The organism is Phytomonospora endophytica, assembly GCF_014202425.1.
Lineage (GTDB): Bacteria > Actinomycetota > Actinomycetes > Mycobacteriales > Micromonosporaceae > Phytomonospora > Phytomonospora endophytica.
The window spans coordinates 223,161-248,036 of sequence record NZ_JACHGT010000012.1; the positions used below are offsets into that span (position 1 = coordinate 223,161).

Below are 24,876 nucleotides of genomic sequence, written 5' to 3' on the forward strand. Positions count from 1 at the left end.
CATGACGGTCACGACCGAGGACGAGGGGACCGCGGGGCGGCCGCTGGTGGATCCCCGGCAACGCGGCGGCGCGAGGGGCACCGTGCGAGTCGTGGTCGCCGACATCGGCGGTGTGCTGTGCCGCTTCGACCCCGAGCCGCGCCTCGCGGCCCTCGCCGAGCGCACCGGGCTGCCCGAGAGCGAACTGCACGAACGGATCTTCGAGTCCGGGTTCGAAGCCGACTGCGAGGCGGGCCGCTACAACGCCGAGGAGGCGTGCGGCTGGCTGCGCGCGAACGTCGGCCTGGAAGGCGATCCCGCCGAGATAAGCGCACTGTGGACGTCGGCCTTCACCACCGACCCCGAGGTCGTGTCGGCGTTGACGTCGACGGGTCTGCCGCTGGCGGTCTTCTCCAACAACGGACCCCTGTTCGCCGACTACTTCGACGCGACCTTCCCCGAGATCGCGCGGCTCTTCCCACGCCGCTTCTTCGCCTGCCACCTCGGTGTCCGCAAGCCAGACACGGCCGCCTTCGAGGCCGTGGAAGCCGCGCTGGGCAAGGAGGACGAGGCCTCGGCCGACGAGATCTTCTTCGTCGACGACAATCCCGACAACACCAGGGCCGCACGCTTCCTCGGCTGGCGTACGCACACCTTCACGACCGTCGACGGCCTCGGCGAGGCGCTCAGGCTGTGGTGACCCCGGAGGGCTCCGCCCGGCGGCGCCGGGCGGTCAGTCTCCCTTGGGTCACGGCGATCGCGGCCAGGACCAGCACCGCTCCGGCAGGCTGGTTCCAGGTGATGTGCTCGTCGAGGATGAGCACGCCGGAGGCGACCGCGAAGACCGGGAGCAGGTAGGTCACCGTCGACATCGTGGTGACACCGACGATCCGCATGGTCCGGTACATCAGCACATAGGCGAGTCCGGTGCCGAGGGCACCGAGGACGAGCACCGAAGCCCACGCCTTGGCGGGCGCGCCGAACACGACCGGCGCCATCCCCATGACCGGCGCGACGACCGCCAGCTGAAGCGTGCTCGCGGTCAGCTGCCCGAAGGCCAGGGACGTCCCGCTCTCCGGCCGCCCCGACAGGAACCGTCGCATGTAGACGCCGCCGAGCCCGTAGCAGGCCGCCGCGCCGAAACACGCGAGGCTGCCACCGAAGGCGCTGCCGTCCATCGGCCGCCACACGCCCAGAACCAGCATCACGCCGAGGAAGCCGAGCACGAGACCGCCGATGCGGGCGAGCGTCGGCCGCTCCTCCTTGAGCAGCGCGATCGTGAAGAGCAGGGTGCACAGCGGCGTCGTCGCGTTCCAGATCGCCGCCTCGACCGAGGAGACGTGCAGCTCGCCGTAACCGAACAGTACGAAGGGGATCGTCGTCATGACCGTCGAGGCGATGAACAGGTGCATCCAGAGCCTCCGGTCGCGCGGCACGCGGTCCTTGGTGACCACGAGGACGGCCAGGAGGGTCAGCGCCCCGACGAGGATGCGCGTGAACGCCAGCTGGACCGGATGGAGGTCGGCGACGGCGATCTTGATGAACAGGAAGCTGTTGCCCCACACGAGTGCGAGGACGGCGAACCCGGGCAGCCAGGTCCGTAGCGGGGGCGTGGTCACGGGGGCTCCTGACAGGGCAAGGGCGAGATCCGCGCGGAGCCTACGCCCGCGTGATCGCCGGGGCCAGGCCAATCCCGGCCGATCTGGACCGGCGTCAGGGCGGCGTGGAGATCAGCTCGGGCCGCGTCAAGCCCGCGTCAAGGCCCTGGTCAGCGCCCCGGATCGGCCGCAGACTCGGGATATGGCAGTTCATCAGGCACCCCGGTACAGCCGCTACTCCGTCCTGCGTGAGGCGCGCTCGGGCTCGAAGAGCGACCGCGCGCTGGCCTACACGGTGATCGCAGCTCGCGCGGTGCTGCTAGGTGGGCTGCTGGCGCTGGTCGTGTTCGCGCTGGACTAGCCGGCGTCGAGCACCGCCATCGCCGCGTTGTGTCCGGGCACGCCCGACACGCCACCGCCTCGCCGCGCACCGGCGCCGCACAGGAAGACGTTGGGGTGCGCGGTCTCCACGCCCCACCGGCCCAGTTCCTCGTCGTTCTCGGCGAAAGGCCAGCTCAGCGGCCGGTGGAAGATGTTGCCGCCGGGCAGCCGCAGCTCCCGTTCCAGGTCCACTGTGGAGTGCGCCTCGACGCAGGCGGTGCCGTCGGGCGCCTCGTGGAGGCAGTCCTCGATCGGTTCGGCCAACACGGAGTTCAGCGAGCGCAGGGTCGCGGCCAGCGCGGCCTCCTTGGCCGACTCGCCTCCGGCGGCGAAGATCCGGTGCGGCATGTGCAGACCGAACAGGGTGAGGGTGTGCGCGCCCGACTCGCGTAGCTCCGGTCCGAGGATGCTCGGATCGGACAGGGAGTGGCAGTAGATCTCGCACGGCGGCAGTGCGGGGATCCGCCCGTCGGCGGCCTCGCGGTAGGCGGTGGCGAGCTGCGCGTAGGTCTCGTTGACGTGGAAGGTCCCGGCGAAGGCGTCTTCGGGCCGGACCGCGGAGTCGCGCAGCCTGGGCAGTCGGCGCAGGAGCATGTTGACCTTCAGCTGGGCACCGGCGCCGTCCGAAGTGGACGGTGGGGTGCCGAGCAGCCGGGCCAGTTCGGCCGGCGCGGCGTTGACGAGCACCTTCCCGGCGTCCACCGTGTACTCGGCACCGCCGGAGACGAAGCGCACCAGGGCATGCGAGCCGTCGGTCTCGATGGCGGTGACCTCGGCGCCGTCGAGGATCTCGGCGCCGAACTCGCGGGCGCGGTCGGCGAGCTGCCCGGTCACGGCGCCCATGCCGCCGACGGGCACGTCCCAGGCGCCGGTACCTCGGCCGATGACGTGGTAGAGGAAGCAGCGGTTCTGGTCCAGCCCCGGCGAGTCGGCCTCGGCGAAGGTGCCGATGAGGCCGTCGGTGAGGACGACGCCGCGCACGAGGTCGTCGGCGATGTGGGCCTCGATCGCCTCCGACAGCGGCCGTTCGAAGACGGCGTCCCAGGCGGCGTCGTCGTCGACGATCTCGCGCAGTCCGGCGCGGCCGCGCAGCGGTTCGGTGAGGGTCGGGAAGACCGTCCGCGCGAGCGTGGAGGCCTTGTCGTAGAAGGCTTCCCAGCCTTTGAAGGCATCCGGGTCGCCGGTCACGCGGGCCATGTTCGCCGCCGTCGCGGCGGGATCGCCGGTGTCGACGAGCAGGCCGAGGTCGCCGCCCGGAACCGGTGTGTAGGACGAGATCCGGCGGCGGTGGAGGCGCAGGTCGATGCCGAGGTCGGCGGCGATCGCGTCGGGGAAGAGGCTGACGAGATAGGAGTACTTCGACAGCCGCGCGTCGACCCCCGCGAAGACGCGGGCCGACACCGCCGCGCCGCCGGTCGCCGCACGGCGCTCCAGCACCGCGACACTGCGGCCGGCACGGGCCAGGTAGGCGGCGGCGACGAGGCCGTTGTGGCCGCCGCCGACGATGATCGCGTCGAAGCGCGGGGAGCTCAACGGCGTCGAGGTCATGGCGACACCCTAGGCGAGAAACGGCTCTTTCGGACCGGTACAAAATGTGGGAGCGCTCCCATCGTGAGCGGCGACAACACTCCGCACAGGAAGGACACCCAGCGGATCCGGATGGAAACCACCTGTTGACATCCGCGAAACCTCTGCCACACTGATCGGTGGGAGCGCTCCCACATAGCCCGCACCGTGGGCCGCACCGGCCCGACCCTAAGGAACCGGCATGTTAAGAAAGCTCTTAGCGCACCGTCCATTTCGCCGCCTCCTCCCACGCACCGCCCTTGCCGCGGCCGCGCTCACCGGCTTCGCCAGCGCACTCGTGGTCGCCGCTCCGGCACAGGCGGCCGTCGTCTGCTCGGTCACCTACAGCGTCAACGACTGGGGCTCCGGCTTCACCGCCTCGGTCGGCATCACCAACACCGGCGACACCGCCAACGGCTGGACCCTCGGCTTCCGCTTCGCCGGCAACCAGACCATCACCAACGGCTGGAACGCGAACTGGTCGCAGTCGGGTCAGGCGGTCACCGCGACCAACCTCGACTGGAACCGCACCCTCGGCAGCGCCTCGATCGGCTTCAACGCCAACTACTCCGGCGTGAACAACGCGCCCACCGCGTTCACCGTCAACGGCGTCGCCTGCAACGGCGGTCCCGGCGGCGGCAACAACGCGCCGACGGTGAGCCTCACGCCGCCGCCGTCGAGCACCTACCAGGCTCCGGCGACGATTCCCCTGGCCGCCAGCGCCGCGGACTCCGACGGCACGGTCTCCGCGGTGGAGTTCCGGTCCAACGGGACGCTCCTGGCCACCGACACCAGCGCGCCCTACTCCTACAGCTGGACCAACGTTCCCGCGGGCGGTTACTCGCTGACCGCGGTGGCGGTCGACGACGACGGTGCCCGCACCACGTCGACGGCCGTCTCCGTGACGGTGCAGGGCGTCGGCGGCCCCGGCCGGGTCGACAACCCGTACCTCGGCGCGAAGGTCTACGTGAACCCGGAGTGGTCGGCCAAGGCGGCCGCCGAGCCCAACGGCTCGAAGATCGCCAACCAGCCGACCGGCGTGTGGCTCGACCGCATCGCGGCCATCCAGGGCACCGACCGCGGCTTCGGCCTCGCCGAGCACCTCGACGCCGCCATCGCCCAGAACGCGCAGCTGGTCCAGCTGGTCATCTACAACCTGCCCGGCCGCGACTGCGCCGCCCTCGCCTCCAACGGCGAGCTCGGCCCGACAGAGCTGCCCAGGTACAAGAGCGAGTACATCGACCCGATCGCGGCGATCCTGGCCCGTCCGGCGTACGCGAACCTGCGGATCGTGACCGTCATCGAGATCGACTCGCTGCCGAACCTGATCACCAACGTCTCCGGCCGCCCGACGATGACGCCCGAGTGCGACGTCATGAAGGCCAACGGCAACTACGTCAACGGTGTCGGTTACGCGCTGGCCAAGCTCGGCGCGGTCCCGAACGTCTACAACTACATCGACGCCGGCCACCACGGCTGGATCGGCTGGGACGACAACTTCGCGCCGACGGCGAACCTCATGTACACCGCCGCCAACGCCTCGGGCTCCACGGCCGCCAACGTGCACGGCTTCATCGCCAACACCGCCAACTACGGCGTGCTGAAGGAGCAGTACTACACGATCAACGACTCCGTCGGCGGTGCCTCGGTGCGCACGTCGAAGTGGATCGACTGGAACCGCTATGTCGACGAACTGACCTTCGCGCAGGCCTTCCGGCAGCAGCTGGTGACCTCGGGCTTCAACAGCAACATCGGGATGCTCATCGACACCGGCCGTAACGGCTGGGGCGGCGCGCAGCGCCCGACCGGGCCCGGCCCGCAGACCAATGTGGACACCTACGTCAACGGCGGCCGCTTCGACCGCCGGATCCACCTGGGCAACTGGTGCAACCAGAGCAACGCCGGCATCGGCGAGCGTCCCACGGCGGCTCCCGCCGCCGGCATCGACGCCTACGTGTGGATCAAGCCGCCGGGCGAGTCCGACGGCTCCAGCGAGGCGATCCCGAACGACGAGGGCAAGGGCTTCGACCGGATGTGCGACCCGACCTACACGGGCAACCCGAGGAACGGCAACAACATGTCCGGGGCCCTGGGCGGCGCACCGCTGTCCGGGCACTGGTTCTCGGCGCAGTTCCGGCAGCTGCTGGCGAACGCCTACCCGCCATTGCCCTGACCAGATAACGCCGGCCGGTGACAACACCGGCGGCGAGTGAACACAGAGACGGCCGCCGGACCGGGGCGGCCGTCTCGGTTTTGGTTGGCTCGCTTCGCTCGCGATGCGGCTCGCCCGTTGGGCGGGGTCGGCGGCCACTTCTCGTCGGTGAAGAACGAGCATCGCTCGCCGCTGTCGATGCCGACACAGCGCGTCACTCACATGTTCGGCCGAGGCGAAGCCTCCGAACCGTCGAGGTGTTCCCCTCGCCCGACGGGCATCATGACCAAGCCCTGCCCTACCGCCCCTTGCCAGAAGCGAGACTCCGTGCCCACTTCCCCGTCGTCGGCTCCGTCCTCCCCCGGGCGGCGCGTCACGACCGTCCTCTTCGCCGTGCTGCTGGCCATCGTCCTCGTCGCCGGGGTCGGGTTCGCGTTCGCGACCGCGCCCACGCCCCAAAGCGCCTCTCTTCAGCCCCCGCTCAAGCCGCGGATCGCCCCCGACGCGATCGTGCTCGCCGAGGACTTCTTCCCCGACGAGGTCGAGGTCCGCACGCTCGGCGCCGATCCCGAAGCGATGCTCGAACGCGACGCCGACTACGACCACGACGACTGCTCCGACGTAGGCGGCGCCACCGCGGAGAAGCTCGTCGACGGGTGCCGGTACTGGATGGAGGTCGGCTACCTCGACGACGACTGGTTCGTCACCGCCTACATGTTCGCCTACGAGGAACCCGCACGGGCCAAAGAGATCGACGAGGCCTTCCAGTCCTCCGACATCGACTGGCTCGACCTCGACATGTCGAAGGCCACCAGGCAAGACGGCTGGCACTGGTGGGACACGACCCACGTCGGCCAGTTCGCCCTGCTCATCTGCGCCGGACCGAGCATTCCCGCGTTCAGCGAAGAGGAACTCCCCGACGAAACCCAATGGGTCATGCGGTCCTTCAAGTCCTGGGCCCTGAACGAACTCGTCGTCCGAACCTGACGCCCTCATCCCCGAAACTCCCCCGCGCGTCACACCCACCTGTCACGATCGGCCCATGACCGACGCACCAGCACCGGAGAAGCTGCGCGCCTGGTGGGCACATCGCCAGGGCCTCCTGACCTCCACTCCCGCCGCGCCCGCCGACGTCCTGATCACCGGCGGCTGGTCCCGCTCGGTCGGCGGTGCCAACCCCTACGTCACCCTCTTCGCCCGGGCCGGCACAACCCGCGAAGCCGCCGACCAGGCCGTCGCCGACCTCTCCGTCTACGAGTTGCCCTCGGCCCGGGGCTGCACGTACGTCCTCCCCGCCGCCGACTACGGCCTCGGCCTCACTCTGGCCCGCCCGGCCGCGCGGACGGCCGTCAAGGTCCTCACCCGCCTGGGCGTGCCCGACGGCGAGGTCGAGAAGCTCGGCGGCCAGGTTCTCGACGTCTTCGAGGGCGATGAGGCCCTCACCCCCGCCGAGCTGCGCGACCGTCTCGGCGACAAGGTCCGCAACCTCGGCGAGGAAGGCCGCAAGAAGGGCGCGGCGACGACGTTGCCCGCCACCCTCGGCGTGCTCCAGGCCGCCGGTGAGATCCGTCGCGTCCCGGTCAACGGGCGCCTCGACCAGCAGCGCTTCGCCTACACCCGCTGGAACGCCACCGGCACCGTCGCCGACGCGCCGGCCGAGCTGGCCCGCCGCTACTTCTACTGGACGGGCGGCGCCTCGGTCGCGCACTTCCAGTGGTTCTCCGGGTTCGGTGTCCGCGACGCCAAGGCCGCACTGTCCGAAGTGGACCTCGTGGGGATTCCCGGCACCGACCTGCTGATGCACTCCGGAGACGTCGAGGAGTTCGACGAGTTCACCGCCCCCGACGAGCCCGCCTACGCGCTCGTCTGCTGGATCGACTCCCTGTTCCTGCTCCGCCGGGATCTGGCCTCGATCGCCGAACCGGGCGACCTCAAGCGGGCCGCCATCGGCCACACCCAGGGCGCGCTCTCCGACCTCGCCACCCAGGCCATTGTGGACAGAGGCCGCCTGGTCGGGCTGTGGGAGTACGACCCGGGCGCCGAGGAGATCGTCTGGGTCTCCTTCACCCGCCCCGACGACGCCCTCCGCGCCGCCGTCGCCCGCACCCAGGACTACGTCCGCGACCAGCTCGGTGACCTGCGCGGATCGAGCATGGACACCGCCAAGGCGCGCAAACCACGCATCGAGGCGATCAAGGCACTGAAACTCTGATCACCGGGCCGTCGGCTCCCCTCGGCAAGGGTTTCTTTTCCCAGAGATCCGGATAAGGTGCCCGCATGACGGCACGCATCGAGACAGTCGAATCGACCGATTTGTTCGTCGGCACCCGATCGCAGCCCTTGCAGGTGATCCGGGTGACCGTCGCGCGCGACGGCGGCGCACACGCCCTGACCATCACCGGGCGCGGGATCAGCGGCGGCGCCGAGGTACCGCCGGGCACCGGCGAGACGGTCGTGGAAGTCGGCTGCGTCTTCGACACCGACGCGCCCGACAACGATGTCTCGGTGACCCTCGCCGACGCCGACGGCACCGAGCTCGCGCGCACCGAAACGGTCGTCGCGCGCCACGAACCCGGCTGGACGATGCACCTCGTCTCCCACTTCCACTACGACCCGGTGTGGTGGAACACCCAGGCCGCCTACACCAGCCCCTGGGAGTTCCTGGCCGGCGACGGCTCGACCCGGCCGCTGTGGGCGAACAACGGCTTCGCCCTCGTCGAGGCGCACATGGACCTGGCCCTGCGCGACCCGCTCTACAAGTTCGTCCTCGCCGAGATCGACTACCTCAAGCCCTTCTTCGACACCCACCCCGAACGGCGCGCCGACCTGGCCCACCTGCTCGGCACCGGGCAGGCCGAACTCCTCGGCGGCACCTACAACGAGCCCAACACCAACCTGACCGGCCTGGAGACGACGATCCGCAACATCGTCTACGGCGTCGGCTACCAGCGCGGCATCCTCGACGGCGATCCCCGGACCGCCTGGCAGCTCGACGTCTTCGGCCACGACCCGCAGTTCCCCGGCCTGCTCGCCGCGGCCGGACTGACCGGCTCGGCCTGGGCGCGCGGCCCGTTCCACCAGTGGGGGCCGATGCTGAAGAACTACGACGACTCCCCCGGCGACGCCACGGTCATGCAGTTCGACAGCGAGTTCGAGTGGATCTCGCCCTCCGGCAAGGGCGTGCTGACGCACTACATGCCCAACCACTACGGCGCGGGCTGGCGGATGGACTCGGCGTCCACATTGGAGGACGCCGAGAAGCAGACCTACGAGCTGTACCAGGGCCTCAAGCCGGTCGCCGCGACCCGCAACATCCTGCTGCCCGTCGGCACCGACTACACCCCGCCCAACAAGTGGGTCACCGCCATCCAGCGCGACTGGAACGAGCGCTACGTCTGGCCTAACTTCGTGTGCGCGACCCCGCGCGACTTCCTCGACGCCGTGCGGGAAGAGCTCACCGAACGCGGTGCCTCGCCCTCACCGCAGTCGCGCGACATGAACCCGGTCTACACCGGCAAGGACGTCTCCTACATCGACACCAAGCAGGCCCAGCGGGCCGCCGAGGTCGCCGCGCTCGACGCCGAGCGCCTCGCCGTCTTCGCCGGGATCCTCGACGGGCACGGCTATCCGCACGCCGCCCTGGACAAGGTCTGGCGGCAGCTGGCCTACGGCGCCCACCACGACGCGATCACCGGCTCGGAGTCCGACCAGGTCTACATCGACCTGCTCACCGGCTGGCGCGAGGCCCACGACCTGGCCGCCGGCGCCCGCGACGCGGCACTGGACGCGCTGGCCGCCCAGATCTCGGCCGAGGGCGTCGTCGTCACCAACACCCTGTCCTTCAAGCGCGACGGGCTCGTCCGCGTCGCCCTGCCGGAGGGCACCGACACCGCCGGGGTCGTCGACGACGCCGGGAAACCCGTGGCGTCAACGATTTCCGGCGGCGAGGTGGTCTTCCGCGCCACCGACGTGCCGTCGCTGGGCTGGCGCACCTACCGCCTGACGCCGGGCGAGGGCGACGGCGGCTGGACCGCCGTCGAGGGCACGTCCATCGAGAACGAGCACTGGACGGTCGGCGCCGATCCCGGTCGCGGCGGCGGCCTGTCCACCGTGGTCGACAAGGTCGCCAAGCGGGAACTGTTGCGCGACAACGCACTCGGCAACGAACTGCGCGTCTACGAGGAGTACCCGACGCACCCGCAGTTCGGCGAGGGCCCGTGGCACCTGCTCCCGTCCGGGCCGGTGCGCAGCTCGGCGGAGTCGTCGGCCGAGGTCCGGCGTGAGGAGTCGGCGCTCGGTCAGCGGCTGGTGATCCGCGGTTCCGTGGGCGAGGTCGAGTACGAGCAGACCGTCACCCTCCTCAACGGCGCCGAGCGCATCGACTGCCGCACCAGGGTTCTGGACTTCACCGGCGCCGACCGGCTGCTGCGCGTCAAGTTCGCCGCCGACGTCCCCGGCGCCCTGCCGGTCTCGGAGGTCTCGGCCGGTGCCATCGGCCGCGGCTTCGCGCTGCCCGACGTCGACGTCGCCGAGGCCCCCTGGACCCTGGACAACCCGGCCAACAACTGGTTCGGCCTGTCCTCGACCGCCCGCGTCGTGCTCAGCGGTGCCGACGGAATCGCCGAACGCGCCGTCGGTGTCGCCGAGATCGTCACCGCCGAGGGCATCGACGTGCGCGACCTCGTCGTCGCCCTCGCCCGGATCGGCGTCACCGCGACGACGTCCCGCGCCGACGGCCCCCGCTACGGCTGGCTGCACATCGACTCCAACCTCCCCGACTTCCGCATCGTCGTCGGCGGCCCGGACGTCAACCCCGTCGCCGCCGAGATCCTCGACGGCGCCGGAGCCGAGGTCCGCGCGGCCTACACCGGTGCGCCCGTGTGGATCCCGGCCGACCGACCGCTCACCGAGGTGTGGCGCCCGAACGCCGACCTGCGCGACGTCCGCGCGCTGCCGGCGCTGATCGTCGACTCCCCGGAGGGGCTCGTCGACGTCGACCAGGCCCGGATCACCGCCTCCGTCCACGGATCGGTGCCCACGGAGGGCACGCTCGACGACTACACCGTCGCGCTGCTCACCTACGGGGTCCCCGGTTTCGCCGTCGACGCGACCGGCGCCCTGCACGCCTCGCTGCTGCGGTCGTGCACCGGCTGGCCCTCGGGCGTGTGGATCGACCCGCCGCGCCGGACCGCCCCCGACGGCACCGCCTTCCAGCTCCAGCACTGGACCCACGAGTTCGACTACGCGGTCGTCGCGGGCGCCGGTGACTGGCGCGAGAACCGTTTGCCCTCCAAGGGACTGGAGTTCTCGACGCCGTTGCACGCCCGGCACGCCGACGGATCGGGCACCCTCCCGGGCACCCACTCCCTGCTGTCGGTCACGCCCGAGCGGGACGTCCTGCTGACCACGCTGAAGTCGGCGGGCAACCCGATCGCCGAAGGCGCCACGCCCGTCGACGGTCCCGTCGCGCTGCGCCTGCACGACGCCACCGGCCTCGGATCCCGCGCCACGGTCGCCTTCGCCGGCCAGGACGTTCCACTGTGGACGGCCGACCTGCTGGAGCACCGGGGCGAGCGGGTCGAGGGCGGCCTCATCGAACTGTCCGGCGGTGAGATCGCGACCTTCGTCGCCGAACCGGCGCGCTCGGCCGAGGCGGGCCCGATCCTGGGCGCCGACGGTGAAGTGGCCGAACCGGTCTACGCCCGGTACTGGCTGCACAACCGCGGTCCGGCGCCGCTGGGGTACCAGCCGGTCGGGATCGCGATCTCGCCGAACCTGGTCACCGTCGAGCCCGGGCAGGACCTGGAACTGGAGGTCCGCGTGTCGAGCCAGCGCACCGACGCCGAGGTCGCCGGCCAGGTGCACGTGATCTCCCCTTGGCGCGACGACGATCTGGACCTCTACGACCTCCAGCCGCGCGGCCACGTCGTGCAGACCCTGTCGATGCAGGTCCCCGACGACCTCGCCGACGGCGTCTACTTCATCCAGGCCCGCACCCACGACGGACGCCACACGATCGAGGACACCCTCACCGTCGTGTGCGGCCCGTCCGACGTGCTCCCGGTCGGCGACCCCGACAAGGACTGGGGCGACTCGGCGAAGGGCACCGAGGCCGGCACCGGTCGCGCCACCGGCCTGATCGCCGGCCTGGCCACCGAGGCGCTGGTCCTGGAGGCCGGTGCGAGCGCGGCGGTCGTCGCGCGGCTGGAGAACGGCACCGAGACCGACATCTCGGCCGAGCTCCAGCTGGCCTCGCCGTGGGGGACCTGGGAGTTGTTCCCGGAGGCGATCAAGGGCGCGACGATCGAGGCGGGCTCCACGGTGGACGTCGAGTTCCCGGTGCGGGTGCCGCGTTCGACGCCGCCGGGTCACTACTGGGCGATGGTGAAGGTCATGTGGTTCGGGCGGGTGTCCTACCTGCCGACGCTGCGGGTCGAGGTCCGTTAGCCGCCCGTGACGGGGGCGCGAGCCGCCCCCGTCACGGCACGACGGCCACGCACGCCGTCACCAGTCCCCCGATCTGGAGTCCCAGGCCGATCTGCGGCCACATGCGCCACTCCAGCCACGCGCCGGTGATGCCGACGGCGGCGCCGAGCAGCGGACCGGCGATCGCCACGGACATGGCGAGCGAGAGGTGACCCCCGCCGCACCCGTCGGCGCCTTCACACAGGGCGCCCCCGAGCAGGACGAGGAAGAGGACGGGGAGGATCAGCAGCGGCGGGATCGCCATGACGATCGTCCAGACGACGGCGGTGGGATGGCGCTGGTGCTCGGCGGGCGTATCGCTGGGCATGCACTCACGGTACGAAGCTCACGCAACGTGATCTTCGTCGCGGAAATCGGTGATCCACCGGCGTTTCCGCGCCAGCTACGGTGTCCCCATGCCGCACGAGCACCATGACCACGATCACGACGTCCTCGGCTACATCGACGGCGCCCCGGTCCCCGTCGCGCTGCTCGACGAGCGCGTCACCCGGCTCCGCGAAGGCCCGCGCGCGGCGGCGCTGCCGACGCCGGGCACCTCGGAGGACCGGCAGCTGCGGCGCTGGGTCGCGCAGGTGATCCTCACCGAGCGCCTGTGCGCCGCCGACTTCGACGGCGACGACGTGGGCCTCGCCCGCCTCGACGCGCAGGCCGCGGTCGAGCTCGGCTCGATCAACGCGGCGGCCTTCGAGGGCCACCCGGCCGTGCGGGCCGCCTACGAGCGGGTCACCGGTGAGGTCGAGGGCCCCGAGGAGCAGGTCGAGGCCTTCCTGGCGGCGACGGCCCACCGGCCGGCGCCCCCGTCGGCCGACGACGCCCGCGAGCACGTCCGCGCGGCCGCACGGCGGCGGCACTTCGTCATCTGGCTGGACCGTCAGCGGGAGGCGCGAGTGCGGCTCGTGCACGGCCTGGAGCACCCCGGCGACCCGTCACAGCCCGACAACCACCACACGCACTAGAAGAGGTCGCCGATGGCGGCGGCGAGCCGTTCCGGCGCCGCCGCGACCACGTCGTGCCCGACCGGGATCTCGGTCAGCAGCCCCCAGGGGATCTCGGCGGTCATCTCCAGCACCCGCTCGCCCGGCAGGAAGCTCTGGTCCCCGCCGGAGACCACCAGGGTCTGGGCGGTGATGGCCGACAGCCCCTTCCACCAGGCTTCCGATGGGGCGTTGAGCTGGGCGATGATCTGCGGGCGCAGCTCCCAGTCGTAGTCGAGTTCGCCTTCGGGCCGGACCGGCGCGGGCCGGCCGAGCGGCACCGGCGGGGGCGTCTCGACGAGCACCAGCCCGCTGACACGCTCGGGCCGGGCCGCGGCGAGCAGGTACGCGGCGATGCCGCCCATCGAGTGGCCGACGAGTACGGCCTCGGGCACGCCGAGGGCGTCCATCAGCGCGAGGACGTCGTCGCGCATGGCCTCGAAGGAGTAGTCGCCGGGCCGGGAGGAGGCGCCGTGGCCGCGCATGTCGGGCGCGTAGATCCGCCACCGGGGGCCGAGCGCGTCGGCGACCCGCTCCCACGCGGCTCCGCTGCCGGTGACGCCGTGGAGGAGGAGGACGGGGACGCCGTCGTCGGGTCCCCAGATCCGGCAGTGGAATTGGAGCCCGCCGGGCGCCGGGACGGTGCGTGTTTCGGCCACGGGGCGAGTTTAGGCGGCGGGGGCCGCTGTGCGGCGGCGGCCGAACTCAGCCATATACCCTGTATCGGTGAACCTGAGACTCCATGACACCAGCACCCGTTCGGTGCGCGACTTCACGCCGCGCGTGTCCGGAGCGGCGAGTCTCTACCTCTGTGGCCTCACGGTTCAGGCCCCACCGCACATCGGCCACCTCCGCGGCGGCGTCAACTACGACGTCCTTCGCCGGTGGCTGACGCATCACGGCCTTGACGTGAACTTCGTCCGGAACGTCACCGATATCGACGACAAGCTCCTGGCCAAAGCGCTCGAACAGGATCGTCCGTTCTGGTCGATCGCGTACGCGAATGAGCGGCTTCTGGCCGCCGACTACGCGTCGCTGGGCGTCTTGGAGCCGACCTACGAGCCGCGCGCGACGGGTCACATCCCCGAGATGCTGACGCTGATCGCCGAGCTGATCGAGAAGGGTCACGCCTACCTCGCGTCGGACGATTCGGGCGACGTGTACTTCGACGTGCGCGGTTTCCCGGAGTACGGCGCCCTGTCGGGCCAGCGCATCGACCACATGCAGGCGGCTCCCGACGGTCCCGACCGGGCCAAGCGGGACCCGCGCGACTTCGCGCTGTGGAAGGGCGAGAAGCCGACCGAGCCGCAGAACGCGTTCTGGGACACGCCCTACGGGCGCGGCCGCCCGGGCTGGCACCTGGAGTGCTCGGCCATGGCCCGCCGCTACCTGGGCGACACCTTCGACATCCACGGCGGCGGGATGGACCTGGTCTTCCCGCACCACGAGAACGAGGTCGCGCAGTCGCGGGCCGCGGGCCTTGGCTTCGCGCGCTACTGGGTGCACATCGGGATGCTGAACCTCGGCGGCGAGAAGATGTCGAAGTCGCTCGGCAACGTCATCGACCTGACCGCCCTGCGCAAACTGGTCCGGCCGGCCGAGGTGCGCTACTACCTCGCCGTGCCGCACTACCGCTCGGTCATCGACTACTCCGAGGCGGCGCTCAAGGAGTCGGCTTCGGCCTATCGCCGCATCGAGGGCTTCGTCCGTCGTGCCGCCGAACGGCTCGGCGCCGACGAGGTTCACGTCGACCGGGGCGTGCTGTGCGCCGACTTCACCGCCGCGATGGACGAGGACCTCAACACCTCGGCCGCGATGGCCGCGATCCACGAGGTCACCCGCGAGGGCAACTCGGCCGCCGACGCCGGTAACGACAAGGCCTTCGGCTCCGCCGCGGCCTCGGTGCGCCGGATGATGGACGTGTTCGGGCTCGACCCGTTGTCTCCACAGTGGACGGAGACCGACGGCGGCGGCGACCTGCGCGGCACGCTCGACGCGCTCGTCGCGATGACCCTCGAACAGCGGCAGGCCGCCCGCGCCCGCCGCGACTACGCCACCTCCGATGTACTCCGCGACCAGCTGACGGCCGCCGGCGTGCAGGTCGAGGACACGCCGCACGGTCCACGTTGGACGTACGAAACTCAGAAGGGCTGATCATGCCGGGCAACTCCGAGCGCCGGAACAAGCGCACCTCCGCCAAGAAGGGGGCCGCCAAGGGCTCCGGCGGGCAGGGCAAGAAGGCCCTGGAAGGGCGCGGGAAGACCCTCGGCGCCACCGATCGCCCGTGGCACAAGGAATTCACCGGCGACGACAAGCCGCGCAAGACCCGCCGCAAACAGGAGCGGGTCCGTCGTGAGGCGGCCTCCGAGGGCCGCGTCTCGCACATCGGGAAGAAGGCTCCGACGACCCGGACCCCGGTCCGGCGCAAGGATCCCGACGCTCCCGAGGTGCTCGTCGGCCGCAACCCGGTCGTCGAGGCCCTGCGCGGCGGAGTCCCCGCGACCGCTCTCTATGTGGCGCGCGGGATCGAACTCGACGAGCGCACCCGCGAGGCCGTCCGGCTGGCCGGGAACAAGAGCATCGCGATTCTTGAGGTGTCGCGGGCCGAACTCGACCGGATGTGCAACCGCGCCCTGCACCAGGGCCTCGGCCTGCAGGTCCCGGCTTATCACTACGAGCCGCTCGACGACCTCATCGCGATCGCACGGGAGAACGCGCCGGGCCTGCTCGTCGCGCTCGACGGCGTGACCGACCCGCGCAACCTGGGCGCGATCGTGCGTTCGGCGGCCGCTTTCGGCGCGCACGGGGTGTTCCTCCCCGAGCGTCGTGCCGCGAGCATGACCGCGACGGCCTGGCGCGCCTCGGCGGGCGCGGCCGCGCGCACGCCGATCGCGAAGGTGACGAACCTGACGCGGGCGCTCAAGGAGTGCCAGGACGCCGGTTTCCTGGTGGTCGGGCTCGACGCCGACGGCGAGCTGGACCTGCCGGATCTCGCGGCGGCGGTCGACCCGATCGTCGTGGTCGTGGGCTCGGAGGGCCGTGGCCTGTCGCGCCTGGTCAGCGAGACCTGTGACCTGCGCGTGGGGATCCCGATGGCGAACGCGGTGGAGTCGCTCAACGCGTCGGTCGCCGCGGCGGTGACGCTCGCGGAGATCGCGCGCCGGCGGAACTCTTTAGCGGCGGCGGGGTACCCGGCGCTGGTGAGGCAGGTCGTGGCGGTCGCCTGATCGGGGCGGAACGCGACACAAGATCAGATTCCCGACAGTTCATGGTGATCACCTTCGGGCGACTAGGCTCGTTGTCCGGAGGTGACCACCATGACCGCGACTCCGCCGTTCTACCACCCGTCATCCGAGTGGAACCCGGCCACGGACCACTCGGGTCCGTGGACGGAAGAGGACTACGAGGCCCTGCCTGAGGGTTTGCGTGCGGAATTGCACGACGGGAGCCTCATCTTGACGCCTTCACCGGCCCCTCTGCACGACCTGATCTCGCGGCGATTGGCCAACCTCTTCGCCGAACTACTGCAAGACGACGAGCTCGTGCACACCGCGATGGACCTCCGCATGGCCGACGGACGCCGCTTTCGCACTCCAGACGTGATGGTCCTCCGTGCACCCGCCGAAATCCGCCCCGTGCCTCCCGGCGATGTCGAACTCGTGGTCGAAGTCCTGTCCCCCGGCGGCGGCTGCGAATGGGACACCAAGATGCAGGTCTACGCGGCCGCCGGCATTCCGGCGTATTTGATCCTCGAAGAAAAAGGCGGCGTCGTCTCCGGGTGGCACCATGAACTCGTCAACGGGAAATACGCGCTGACCGCCGAAGCCCACGACGGCGAAGAACTCTTCGTGGTGAAGCCCTTCACCTTCACCATCGATCTCACGGCACTGGCCCTGCGCAAACGCCGTTACGGCTGAGAGCCGCCCCCACCTGCCCCTTTGCCTCCATCGCCTAGGATCGACCGCGCACCCCCGACCCCTGGAGCTTGCGCGATGGCGACCCCACAACCCGGCTACCTGCTCGGCGTCGATCTCGGCACGTCCAACACCGTCGCCGTGATCCGCTGGCCGGACGGCCGCACGCGTCCGCTCCTCGTCGACGGCACGCCCGTCATGCCCTCGTCGGTCTTCGTCGACGAGTCGGGCCACGTCCATGTCGGGCGTGACGCCCAGCGGCTCGCGCAGACCGACCCGTCGCGCTTCGAGCCGAACCCCAAGCAGCGCACCGACGAGCAGTCGATCCTCCTCGGCGACCGTGAGGTCCCGACCGTCGTCCTGCTCACCGCGATCCTGCGCGCGGTCGCCGACAAGGCGGTCGAGGCCGTCGGCTTCCTGCCGCCGGCGATCCTCACCTACCCCGCGAAGTGGGGTTCGCGGCGGCGGGAGATGCTCCAGGACGCCGCCGCCAAGGCCGGTTTCCCGCCGGTCCACCTGGTGCCCGAACCGATCGGGGCCGCGCACTACTTCGCCGAGGTCATGAAGCAGCCGATCCCGGTGGGCGCCTCCGTCGCGGTCTTCGACTTCGGCGGCGGCACGCTCGACATCGCCGTGGTCCGCAACGAGGGCATGGCCGGTTTCCAGGTCCTCGGCGACGGCGGGCTCAAGGACCTCGGCGGTCTCGACGTCGACGAGGCCCTCGTCGAGCACCTCGGGCGCACGATCGACCACAACGCGCCGGAACTGTGGCGGCGCCTGACGAACCCGCAGTCCACAACGGACAAACGCGGCCGCCGCCAGTTCTGGGACGACGTGCGCGGCGCCAAGGAGATGCTGTCGCGCACGACCGTCGCGCCCGTCGCGGTACCCGGCGTCGACATCTCGCTGCACCTGACCCGCGACGAACTCGAACGCCTCGCGACGCCGCTGCTCGACCGCGCGGTCGTCGAGACCCAGCGCGTGATCACCGCCGCGAGCCTTACCCCGCAACAACTCCACGGCCTCTTCCTGGTCGGCGGCGCCAGCCGCATCCCGCTGGTCAGTCGCATGCTGCACCAGCGGCTCGGCATCGCGCCGATCGTCCTGGAACAGCCCGAACTGCCGGTCGCCGAAGGCGCCCTCGCCGCCGTTCCCCAGCAGCGGCTGCACGAGCCGATGACGATGGGGCAGACCAGCGGCATCCCGGCGAACACGACCGACCCGTACACACCGCCGCCGGGCATGGACTCGCCACCCGAGGGCTTCCTGGCGCCGACGGTGAACACGCCGTGGTGGAAGAAGAAGTCCTACTGGATCGCCGGTACGGCAACACTTCTCGTGCTGGTCATCGCCGGCTGGTGGATCCTGCGCGACCCGTACCCGCAGGAACCTATGCACGACCTCGCCGAGGTCGCGACGGTCGCGCTGGGGGCGGGCGCGAAGGCCGACTCCTACTCGCGCGTCGACATCGAGGACGGCGTCGCCTACTACTCCACGCCCACCGGAGACGGCAAGACCGGCGAGGTCGTGGCCGTCGAACTGGAGACGGGCAAGGAGAAGTGGCGCACCCCGGTGACCACGACCTCCACCTGGGCCGGCCTCTGGGCCGAGAACGGCATCGTCGGCGTGAAGGCCGACAACTCCGCCGACCCGGACTCGATCTACCTGCTCGACGCCGAGAAGGGCGGCCTCAAGGCGACCCTCCCGAACAACTACAACGACTACTTCCAGATCGTCGACGACCGCTTCATCCTCCGCGACGCCACGAACAAGCTGGTCACCGGCTACGACGCGAGCGGCGCCGAGAAGTGGCGCTTCAGCACCGAGGGCGGCATCAGCGAGGCACTCGCCTGGGACACGATCGCCGCCCCCGCCAACTCCTCCCCCGAGGAGTCCGGGCGGATCTACAGCACCGACTCCAAGGGCACCGTCACCATCTGGAACACCGAGGACGGCTCCAAGGTCAGCGAGGGCGTGATCGTCAAGGACGCCACGAACGACCGGGTGCTCGTCTTCGACGACAAGGTCTACGTCGCGAGTGGCACCAACGGATACAGCCTCAGCGTCTACAACGTCGACAACCTGTCCACGACGGTGGCCACCATCCAGCTCAACGGCGCCGAGCGGGCACCGGACTGGATCAATCCCTGCGGGGAGAACCGGATCTGCGTCGTGGAGAAGGCGATCGGCGACCCGGCCACCGCCAAGGCGACCGTGGTGGACACCTCCGACGGCCTCAAGGAGGAGTGGACGACCCCCGACGGGCACGACGTCAAGGAGGTGACCGTCGTCGGTGAGTCGCTACTGGTGCGCTGGGAGGACACCGCCGCGAAGTCGGTCACCAACATCTACGACAAGGACTTCGACCTGGTCGGCGGCGAGCACTTCGACACCTACGCGCGGATCGACTCCGGCAGCCTGCTCGCGTTCCCGGCGAGCGGTTCCCCGGGGGCCAAGGACATCCGCGGTCTCGGCGCGCTGGACGGCAAGGAGACCTTCATCGGCCAGGTCGACGCCGCCGCCTGCAACGCCGATGACACCTACCTCGCCTGCGTGACCGCCGAGGGCTACAAGATCTGGAAGTTCCGCGACTAACCCGAACAGCACTGTTCGACTTAATCGAGGAAACGCGCTACCGTAACTCGAACACCCATGTTCGAGTTACGGAGTCTCACGATGCACCCCCATCACCACCACGACGCCCGGCCGCCGCACCCGAGACGCTGGTCGGCGCTCGTCCTGCTCTGCCTCGCGCAGGCCATGCTCGTCGTCGACATCACCGTCGTGAACGTCGCGCTGCCGTCCATCGGCGGCGAGCTCGGTCTCGGCCGTGAGGCGCTGACCTGGATCGTCACCGGTTACACGCTCACCTTCGGTGGTCTGATGCTGCTCGGCGGCCGTCTGGCCGACGTGTTCGGCCGCCGCCCCGTCCTGCTGTCGGGCCTGGCGCTGTTCACGCTGGCGTCGCTGGCGGCCGGTGTCGCCGACGACGGCGGCGTGCTGCTGGCCGGGCGGCTCGCGCAGGGCGTCGGGGCGGCGCTGCTGTCCCCGGCGGCGATGTCGACGGTGACGACGATGTTCCACGGCCGTGAGCGGCATCGGGCGCTGGGCGTGTGGGCCGCGATCGGCGGTGGTGGCGCGGCTCTGGGCGTGCTGATCGGCGGGCTGCTGACGGCCGGGCCGGGCTGGGAGTGGGTCTTCATCGTCAACGTGCCGATCGGTCTGGCCGTGCTGGCGGTGCTGCCGCGGCTGCTGCCGCCGGAGTCCACTTCGGACACGATCGGCCGGGTCGACGTGCCGGGCGCGGTCACCGTGACGCTGGCGACGGCCTCGCTGGTCTACGGACTGGTTCGCGCCGGCGAGGACGGTTGGGGCTCGATCACCGCGCTGGCACCGATCGCGGGCGCGGTCGTGCTCTACGCGGTGTTCGCGCTGGTGGAGCGCCGGTGGCCGCAGCCGCTGGTGCGGCTGCCGCTGCTGACCCGCCGCACGACGGTGACGGGTGTGTTCCTGATGCTCGTCGCGACGGGCCTGCTGATCTCCTTCTTCTTCCTTGGATCCCTTTACCTGCAACAGGTCCGCGACCTGTCGGCGTTGCGGACCGGCCTGGCCTTCCTGCCCGCGGCCGTGACGGTGACGCTCGGCGCGCATCTGGCGGGGAACCTCGTCGGCCGGGTCGGTCCGCGCGCGGTAGCGGTCGGCGGGCTGCTCGTGACCGGTGTCGGCGCGGGCTGGCTGGTGTGGATGCTCGATCGCGGTGTCGCCGTGGGCTTCCTGCCCGGTTTCGCGCTGGCCGCGCTGGGCCTGGGTTCGCTGTTCGTGACCGCGACGACGACGGCGATGTCGGCCGTCGACCATCGTGAGGCGGGCGTGACCTCGGGGATCGTGACGACCTTCCACGAGCTGGGCGGTTCGATCGGCGTGGCGGTGATGTCGACGGTCGCGGCGGCCGGTATCGAGGCCGGGACGGCGGCGGGCTTCACCGGTGCCTTCGCGGTCTGCGCGGCGACGGCGGCCGTCGCCGCGGCTGTCTGCCTGCGGCTGGTGCCGAAGGAGCGGATCGACACCTCGGGGATGACGATGGCGCATTAGGCTCCGGCTCATGTCCCCCGACGACGAAGGAAGTTCGGCGCGGCCGTCCCGCCGCGCCGACGCTCAGCGCAACATCGAGCGGATCCTGGAGGCGGGTCTGCGCCTGTACGGGAGCGCGCCGGGCGTGAGCATGTCCGACGTGGCCAAGGAGGCCGGTGTCGGGCGGGTGACGCTCTACGCGCACTTCCCTTCGCGCGCCGACCTGGCCCGCGCGGTCGTCCAGCGCGCCATCGACGACTCGGTGGCGGCCGTCGAGGGGCTCGACCTGTCCGGGCTGCCCGCCGACGAGGCGCTGCGGGTGCTGTTGCGGGCGCAGTGGCACACGCTCGACCGCCACCGGGCGCTGCGCGGCAACGTGCGGTCCGATGTGGACCCGGAGTGGCTGCGCGAGCGCCACGACCCGGCGATGGGGAAGCTGGAATCGCTGCTGTCGCGGGGGATCGCCGAGGGACTGTTCCGCGCCGACCTGCCGCGCGAGTGGCTGTCGGCGTCGATGTACCACCTCATCCACGCGGCCGCCGACGAACTGGCGGCGGGCCGCCTCGACCCGGACGCGGCCGTCGGCGTGCTGGCCGAGACGCTGCTGTCGGTGCTCAGGCCTTCGCCGCGCTGAAGATCGCGGTTCCGGGGATCACCTTGCCGCGCAGGGGGCTCCAGCCGCCCCAGACGTGGTCGTTGCCTTCGGGCCACTCCGGTTCGGTGAGGTCTTCGAGGCGCAGTCCGGCCGAGGCGATCACGCGGACCCAGTCGCCGACGGTGCGGTGATGCTCCACATAGGTCACCGCGCCGTCCTCGTCCTCTTCGACGTAGGCGTTGCGGTCGAAGTAGGAGTGCACGGCGGCGAGCCCGGGTTCGGTGGGGTCGTCGAGGAAGCACCAGCGGATCGGGTGGGTGACGGAGAAGACGAGCCGCCCGCCCGGTCGCAGGACGCGCGCGATCTCGCGCAGCGCACCCTCGGCGTCGGCGACGAAGGGCAGGGCGCCGTAGGCGGAGCAGACGACGTCGAAGGCGTTGTCGGCGAAGGGAAGCAGCTGCGCGTCGGCCTGCACGGCGGGGAGGGTCACGTCGGTGGCGGCGTCGATGCGGCGGGAGTGCTGGAGCTGGCGCCAGGACAGTTCGAGGGCGGTGACCTCCGCGCCCTGCGCGACCAGCCACCGCCCGCATTGTCCGGCACCGGCGCCGATTTCGAGCACCCGGTGGTCCTTGACGTCGCCGAGGAGACGCACGTCGGCCTCGTCGATTCCTTCCGGGCCCCAGACGAAGGCGGCCTCGCCGAGGAAGTCGCCGTGCTCGGCCTGGTAGGCGTCGGCGGCGCCGTCCCACCAGCGGCGGTTGCCGGCCGCGCTCTCGGCGGTGGTGGCCGGACGGCGGGTGACGCGGGCGGTGTCGGCGGGGTAATCGGGTGCGGTCACCGGTGCATTGTCGCCGGTCGGACGGCTTCGATGCTCAGCGGGTCAGGCCGCCGGAGCGGATCTCGTAGTGCTTCATCTCGCGGATCTCGGCGAAGAAGGGCTTCACGTCGGCGAAGAAGCCAGCGAAACCGGGGCTGCGCCGGAAGCCCTGCTCGTGGCCTTCGACGGAGTCCCATTCGATGCGGACGATGTGGTTCTCGGGCTCCTCGACGCCCCGGGCGATCTCGTAGCCGAGGCAGTGCGGGTCGGCGTCGAGGACGCGGGAGGCCGACGCGTAGGCCTCCTCGAACTCGGCGGAACGCGCGGTGGGGATGACGTAACGGATGTACTCGATGACCACGGGGGCGGCCTTTCCTCGATACGATCTCCGAACAAGACAGCAATACAATACAGGAGTGTATTGATATGAGTCCCGGCCGTGCCCGCGACGCCGACATCGACGCGCGTGTCCTCGCCGCCGCCGCCCGCATGCTCTCCGCGCAGGGGTACGAGGGCCTGTCCGTGGCGGCAGTCGCCGCCGAGGCGGGGACGACGAGGCAGGCGCTCTACCGGCGCTGGCCGGGTAAGGCGGAACTCGCGGCGGCCGCCGTCGAGGCGATGGAGACGACGGCGGCGAACCACGACGGCCCGCCCTACGCCGCCCTCGTCGCCGAGCTGGAGGACTTCGCCGTCGCCATCCAGCGCCCAGGACGACTGTCGCTCGTGGGGACGATGCTCCAGGACATGACCGACCCCGAAGCCCGCGAACGCTACCGCCACCGCATCATCGCGCCACGACGACAGAGACTGCGGGCGATCCTCGAACGCGCCCGCTGCAACGGCCACATCGACCCCGACGCCGACCTGGACATCGCCGTGACGATGTGCACGGGCAGCTGGTACGGACGAGCCCTGGCGACGAACGAGGTGCCGGATGCGTGGGCACGCCGCGTCGCGGCGGTGGTGTGGCGAGGGGTCGGCGGGGGGTGAGGGGTGGGGGGCTCCGGCCCTAGCCCTAGCCCTCGCTCCCGCTTCGGCTTCGGCTCGCGCTCAGGCTTCCGCTCAGGCTCAGGCTCAGGCTCCGGCTCCGGCTCCGGCTCAGGCTCCCGCTCCCGCTCCGACTCCGGCTCCGGCTCCGGCTCCGGCTCCGGCTCAGGCTCAGGCTCAGGCATCGACTCCAGCTCCCGCTTCGGCTCAGGCTCCCGCTCCCGCTCCCGCTCCCGCTTCCGCTCCCGCTCCCGCTCCGACTCCGGCTCAGGCTTCGGTTTCGGCTCCGGCTCCGACTCCGACTCCGACTCCGGCTCGGGCTCCCGCTCCCGCTCCCGCTCCCGCTTCGGCTCAGGCTCCCGCTCCCGCTCCCGCTCCCGCTCCCGCTTCGGCTCAGGCTCCCGCTCCCGCTCCGACTCCGACTCCGACTCGGGCTCCAGCTCCCGCTCCGACTCCGGCTCAGGCTCAGGCTCAGGCATCGACTCCAGCTCCCGCTTCGGCTCAGGCTCCCGCTTCGGCTCAGGCTCGGGCTTCGGCCCGGGCTCGGGCTTCGGCTCCCGCCCCCACTTCCGCTCCAGCTCCAGCTCCAGCTCAGGCTCCGGCTCCGGCTCCCGCTTCGGCTCAGGCTCAGGCTTCGGCTCAGGCTCGGGCTCGGGCTTCGGCTCCCGCCCCCGCTTCCGCTTCCGCTTCCGCTTCCGCTTCCGCTTCCGCTCCGACTCCAGCCCGGGCTCCAGCTCCAGCTCCAGCTCAGGCTCGGGGCTTCGGGCTCGGGGCTTCGGCTCAGGCTTCCGCTTCGGCCCGACTTCGGCTTGCGCTCGGAGCTCGGGCTTCGGCCTGAGCTTGCACAGGAGCCACGGGTGTGCGTCCGAGTGCGCAGGCTTCGCAGGATCGAAAAGCCACCCGCGCCACCCGCGCGAATTGTCAGACCTCGCCCGTATCGTTCTTTTCGGGGGCATTTTGAGCCGCTTCGTCGACGTATGCCCGCGTAATGCGCGCCCAGGGCGCGTGCGGCGCTGGCGCCGGATGAGGCTGCGGTTGGGTGCGTGCGCGTGTGGGGGTGCAGCGCCAGCGCGGACTGAGAGTAAAGGCGCGCGGGTGCGAGGCCAGCACGGGCTGGAGGTGAAGGCGCGAAGCCAGCGCGGATGCGCGCCTGGGTGAAGGCGTCTGGGTGCGAAGCCAGCGCGGGCTGAGGGTGAACGTCCGAGGCCAGCGCAGCCTGAAGGTGAAGGCGCGCGGGTGCGAAGCCAGCACGGGCTGAAGGTGAACGTCCGAGGCCAGCGCAGCCTGAAGGTGAAGGCGCGCGGGTGCGAAGCCAGCACGGGCTGAAGGTGAACGTCCGAGGCCAGCGCAGCCTGA

General features: G+C 71.0%; 20 protein-coding genes. 14 read left to right on the top strand and 6 right to left on the bottom strand.

The features are described from left to right. Window position 1 precedes the first annotated feature (1 nt). Window positions 2-679: an HAD family hydrolase gene (locus HNR73_RS26425; protein WP_184790326.1), complete on the top strand. Its 678-nt coding sequence runs from the start codon at window positions 2-4 to the stop codon at window positions 677-679. On the opposite strand, the gene HNR73_RS26430 is transcribed toward HNR73_RS26425, so the two are convergent. Further along, window positions 666-1,598, bottom strand: a complete 933-nt coding sequence (locus HNR73_RS26430) for a DMT family transporter (RefSeq protein WP_184790327.1) — start codon at window positions 1,596-1,598, stop codon at window positions 666-668. The genes HNR73_RS26425 and HNR73_RS26430 overlap by 14 nt on opposite strands. Before the next feature lie 181 nt (window positions 1,599-1,779). On the opposite strand from HNR73_RS26430, the gene HNR73_RS26435 reads away from it, so the two are divergent. Then, window positions 1,780-1,938 carry a hypothetical protein gene (locus HNR73_RS26435; RefSeq protein WP_184790328.1) on the top strand — a complete coding sequence of 53 codons (159 nt, stop codon included), beginning with the start codon at window positions 1,780-1,782 and terminating at the stop codon, window positions 1,936-1,938. Here the strand turns inward: HNR73_RS26435 and HNR73_RS26440 are convergent. After that, on the bottom strand, window positions 1,935-3,506 hold the full coding sequence (locus HNR73_RS26440; RefSeq protein WP_184790329.1) for a phytoene desaturase family protein: 1,572 nt from the start codon (window positions 3,504-3,506) through the stop codon (window positions 1,935-1,937). The genes HNR73_RS26435 and HNR73_RS26440 overlap by 4 nt on opposite strands. A 220-nt stretch (window positions 3,507-3,726) precedes the next feature. Between HNR73_RS26440 and HNR73_RS26445 the strand changes: the two genes are divergently transcribed. The 4 genes from HNR73_RS26445 (at window position 3,727) to HNR73_RS26460 (ending at window position 12,123) form a co-directional block, all read left to right on the top strand. After that, on the top strand, window positions 3,727-5,697 hold the full coding sequence (locus tag HNR73_RS26445; RefSeq protein WP_184790330.1) for a glycoside hydrolase family 6 protein: 1,971 nt from the start codon (window positions 3,727-3,729) through the stop codon (window positions 5,695-5,697). 306 nt (window positions 5,698-6,003) lie between these two features. Continuing rightward, window positions 6,004-6,663 (top strand): hypothetical protein, encoded by a 660-nt coding sequence (locus tag HNR73_RS26450; protein WP_184790331.1) that lies wholly within the window; start codon window positions 6,004-6,006, stop codon window positions 6,661-6,663. Window positions 6,664-6,718: 55 nt separating this feature from the next. Continuing rightward, window positions 6,719-7,888 carry a DNA glycosylase AlkZ-like family protein gene (locus HNR73_RS26455; RefSeq protein ID WP_184790332.1) on the top strand — a complete coding sequence of 390 codons (1,170 nt, stop codon included), beginning with the start codon at window positions 6,719-6,721 and terminating at the stop codon, window positions 7,886-7,888. A 65-nt stretch (window positions 7,889-7,953) separates the two neighbouring features. Continuing rightward, a complete protein-coding gene (locus HNR73_RS26460) occupies window positions 7,954-12,123 on the top strand; it encodes a glycoside hydrolase family 38 N-terminal domain-containing protein (RefSeq protein ID WP_184790333.1) in 4,170 nt (1,389 codons plus the stop codon). A 31-nt stretch (window positions 12,124-12,154) separates the two neighbouring features. Here HNR73_RS26460 and HNR73_RS26465 read toward each other — a convergent pair whose 3' ends face one another. After that, a complete protein-coding gene (locus HNR73_RS26465; RefSeq protein ID WP_184790334.1) occupies window positions 12,155-12,469 on the bottom strand; it encodes a hypothetical protein in 315 nt (104 codons plus the stop codon). An 88-nt stretch (window positions 12,470-12,557) separates the two neighbouring features. Between HNR73_RS26465 and HNR73_RS26470 the strand changes: the two genes are divergently transcribed. Then, on the top strand, window positions 12,558-13,118 hold the full coding sequence (locus HNR73_RS26470) for a DUF7158 domain-containing protein (RefSeq protein WP_184790335.1): 561 nt from the start codon (window positions 12,558-12,560) through the stop codon (window positions 13,116-13,118). On the opposite strand, the gene HNR73_RS26475 is transcribed toward HNR73_RS26470, so the two are convergent. After that, window positions 13,115-13,795 (bottom strand): alpha/beta fold hydrolase, encoded by a 681-nt coding sequence (locus HNR73_RS26475; RefSeq protein WP_184790336.1) that lies wholly within the window; start codon window positions 13,793-13,795, stop codon window positions 13,115-13,117. The two genes, HNR73_RS26470 and HNR73_RS26475, sit on opposite strands and share 4 nt — an antisense overlap. A 67-nt stretch (window positions 13,796-13,862) precedes the next feature. On the opposite strand from HNR73_RS26475, the gene cysS reads away from it, so the two are divergent. The 6 genes from cysS to HNR73_RS26505 all read left to right on the top strand — a co-directional run bounded on the left by cysS (window position 13,863) and on the right by HNR73_RS26505 (window position 21,755). Continuing rightward, complete coding sequence (gene cysS / locus HNR73_RS26480) at window positions 13,863-15,290, top strand: cysteine--tRNA ligase (RefSeq protein ID WP_184790337.1); 1,428 nt, start codon at window positions 13,863-13,865, stop codon at window positions 15,288-15,290. Window positions 15,291-15,292: 2 nt separating this feature from the next. Then, complete coding sequence (gene rlmB, locus HNR73_RS26485; RefSeq protein WP_184790338.1) at window positions 15,293-16,363, top strand: 23S rRNA (guanosine(2251)-2'-O)-methyltransferase RlmB; 1,071 nt, start codon at window positions 15,293-15,295, stop codon at window positions 16,361-16,363. A 90-nt stretch (window positions 16,364-16,453) separates the two neighbouring features. Next, window positions 16,454-17,053 carry a Uma2 family endonuclease gene (locus HNR73_RS26490; RefSeq protein WP_184790339.1) on the top strand — a complete coding sequence of 200 codons (600 nt, stop codon included), beginning with the start codon at window positions 16,454-16,456 and terminating at the stop codon, window positions 17,051-17,053. A gap of 75 nt (window positions 17,054-17,128) precedes the next feature. Beyond that, window positions 17,129-19,645, top strand: a complete 2,517-nt coding sequence (locus HNR73_RS26495; protein ID WP_184790340.1) for an Hsp70 family protein — start codon at window positions 17,129-17,131, stop codon at window positions 19,643-19,645. A gap of 81 nt (window positions 19,646-19,726) precedes the next feature. Further along, a complete protein-coding gene (locus HNR73_RS26500) occupies window positions 19,727-21,142 on the top strand; it encodes an MFS transporter (protein ID WP_184790341.1) in 1,416 nt (471 codons plus the stop codon). Between the two features lie 10 nt (window positions 21,143-21,152). Continuing rightward, window positions 21,153-21,755, top strand: a complete 603-nt coding sequence (locus HNR73_RS26505) for a TetR/AcrR family transcriptional regulator (protein WP_184790342.1) — start codon at window positions 21,153-21,155, stop codon at window positions 21,753-21,755. Here the strand turns inward: HNR73_RS26505 and HNR73_RS26510 are convergent. Both HNR73_RS26510 and HNR73_RS26515 read right to left on the bottom strand, forming a co-directional pair. Beyond that, entirely contained in the window at window positions 21,736-22,554 is an 819-nt protein-coding gene (locus tag HNR73_RS26510) for a class I SAM-dependent methyltransferase (RefSeq protein ID WP_184790343.1), read from the bottom strand. The genes HNR73_RS26505 and HNR73_RS26510 overlap by 20 nt on opposite strands. A 34-nt stretch (window positions 22,555-22,588) precedes the next feature. After that, window positions 22,589-22,894 (bottom strand): antibiotic biosynthesis monooxygenase family protein, encoded by a 306-nt coding sequence (locus HNR73_RS26515; RefSeq protein ID WP_184790344.1) that lies wholly within the window; start codon window positions 22,892-22,894, stop codon window positions 22,589-22,591. A gap of 65 nt (window positions 22,895-22,959) precedes the next feature. Between HNR73_RS26515 and HNR73_RS26520 the strand changes: the two genes are divergently transcribed. Continuing rightward, window positions 22,960-23,523, top strand: a complete 564-nt coding sequence (locus tag HNR73_RS26520; protein ID WP_184790345.1) for a TetR/AcrR family transcriptional regulator — start codon at window positions 22,960-22,962, stop codon at window positions 23,521-23,523. Window positions 23,524-24,876 lie beyond the last annotated feature (1,353 nt).

Excerpts from the sequence above, each read along its gene's own strand:
- HNR73_RS26425 (WP_184790326.1), top strand. The coding sequence starts at position 2 with ATGACGGTCACGACCGAGGACGAGGGGACCGCGGGGCGGCCGCTGGTG.
- HNR73_RS26470 (WP_184790335.1), top strand. The coding sequence starts at position 12,558 with ATGCCGCACGAGCACCATGACCACGATCACGACGTCCTCGGCTACATC.
- HNR73_RS26520 (WP_184790345.1), top strand. The coding sequence starts at position 22,960 with ATGAGTCCCGGCCGTGCCCGCGACGCCGACATCGACGCGCGTGTCCTC.
- HNR73_RS26460 (WP_184790333.1), top strand. The coding sequence starts at position 7,954 with ATGACGGCACGCATCGAGACAGTCGAATCGACCGATTTGTTCGTCGGC.
- HNR73_RS26440 (WP_184790329.1), bottom strand. The coding sequence starts at position 3,506 with ATGACCTCGACGCCGTTGAGCTCCCCGCGCTTCGACGCGATCATCGTC.
- HNR73_RS26465 (WP_184790334.1), bottom strand. The coding sequence starts at position 12,469 with ATGCCCAGCGATACGCCCGCCGAGCACCAGCGCCATCCCACCGCCGTC.
- HNR73_RS26435 (WP_184790328.1), top strand. The coding sequence starts at position 1,780 with ATGGCAGTTCATCAGGCACCCCGGTACAGCCGCTACTCCGTCCTGCGT.
- HNR73_RS26445 (WP_184790330.1), top strand. The coding sequence starts at position 3,727 with ATGTTAAGAAAGCTCTTAGCGCACCGTCCATTTCGCCGCCTCCTCCCA.
- HNR73_RS26500 (WP_184790341.1), top strand. The coding sequence starts at position 19,727 with ATGCACCCCCATCACCACCACGACGCCCGGCCGCCGCACCCGAGACGC.
- HNR73_RS26455 (WP_184790332.1), top strand. The coding sequence starts at position 6,719 with ATGACCGACGCACCAGCACCGGAGAAGCTGCGCGCCTGGTGGGCACAT.
- HNR73_RS26495 (WP_184790340.1), top strand. The coding sequence starts at position 17,129 with ATGGCGACCCCACAACCCGGCTACCTGCTCGGCGTCGATCTCGGCACG.
- HNR73_RS26490 (WP_184790339.1), top strand. The coding sequence starts at position 16,454 with ATGACCGCGACTCCGCCGTTCTACCACCCGTCATCCGAGTGGAACCCG.
- HNR73_RS26505 (WP_184790342.1), top strand. The coding sequence starts at position 21,153 with ATGTCCCCCGACGACGAAGGAAGTTCGGCGCGGCCGTCCCGCCGCGCC.
- rlmB (WP_184790338.1), top strand. The coding sequence starts at position 15,293 with ATGCCGGGCAACTCCGAGCGCCGGAACAAGCGCACCTCCGCCAAGAAG.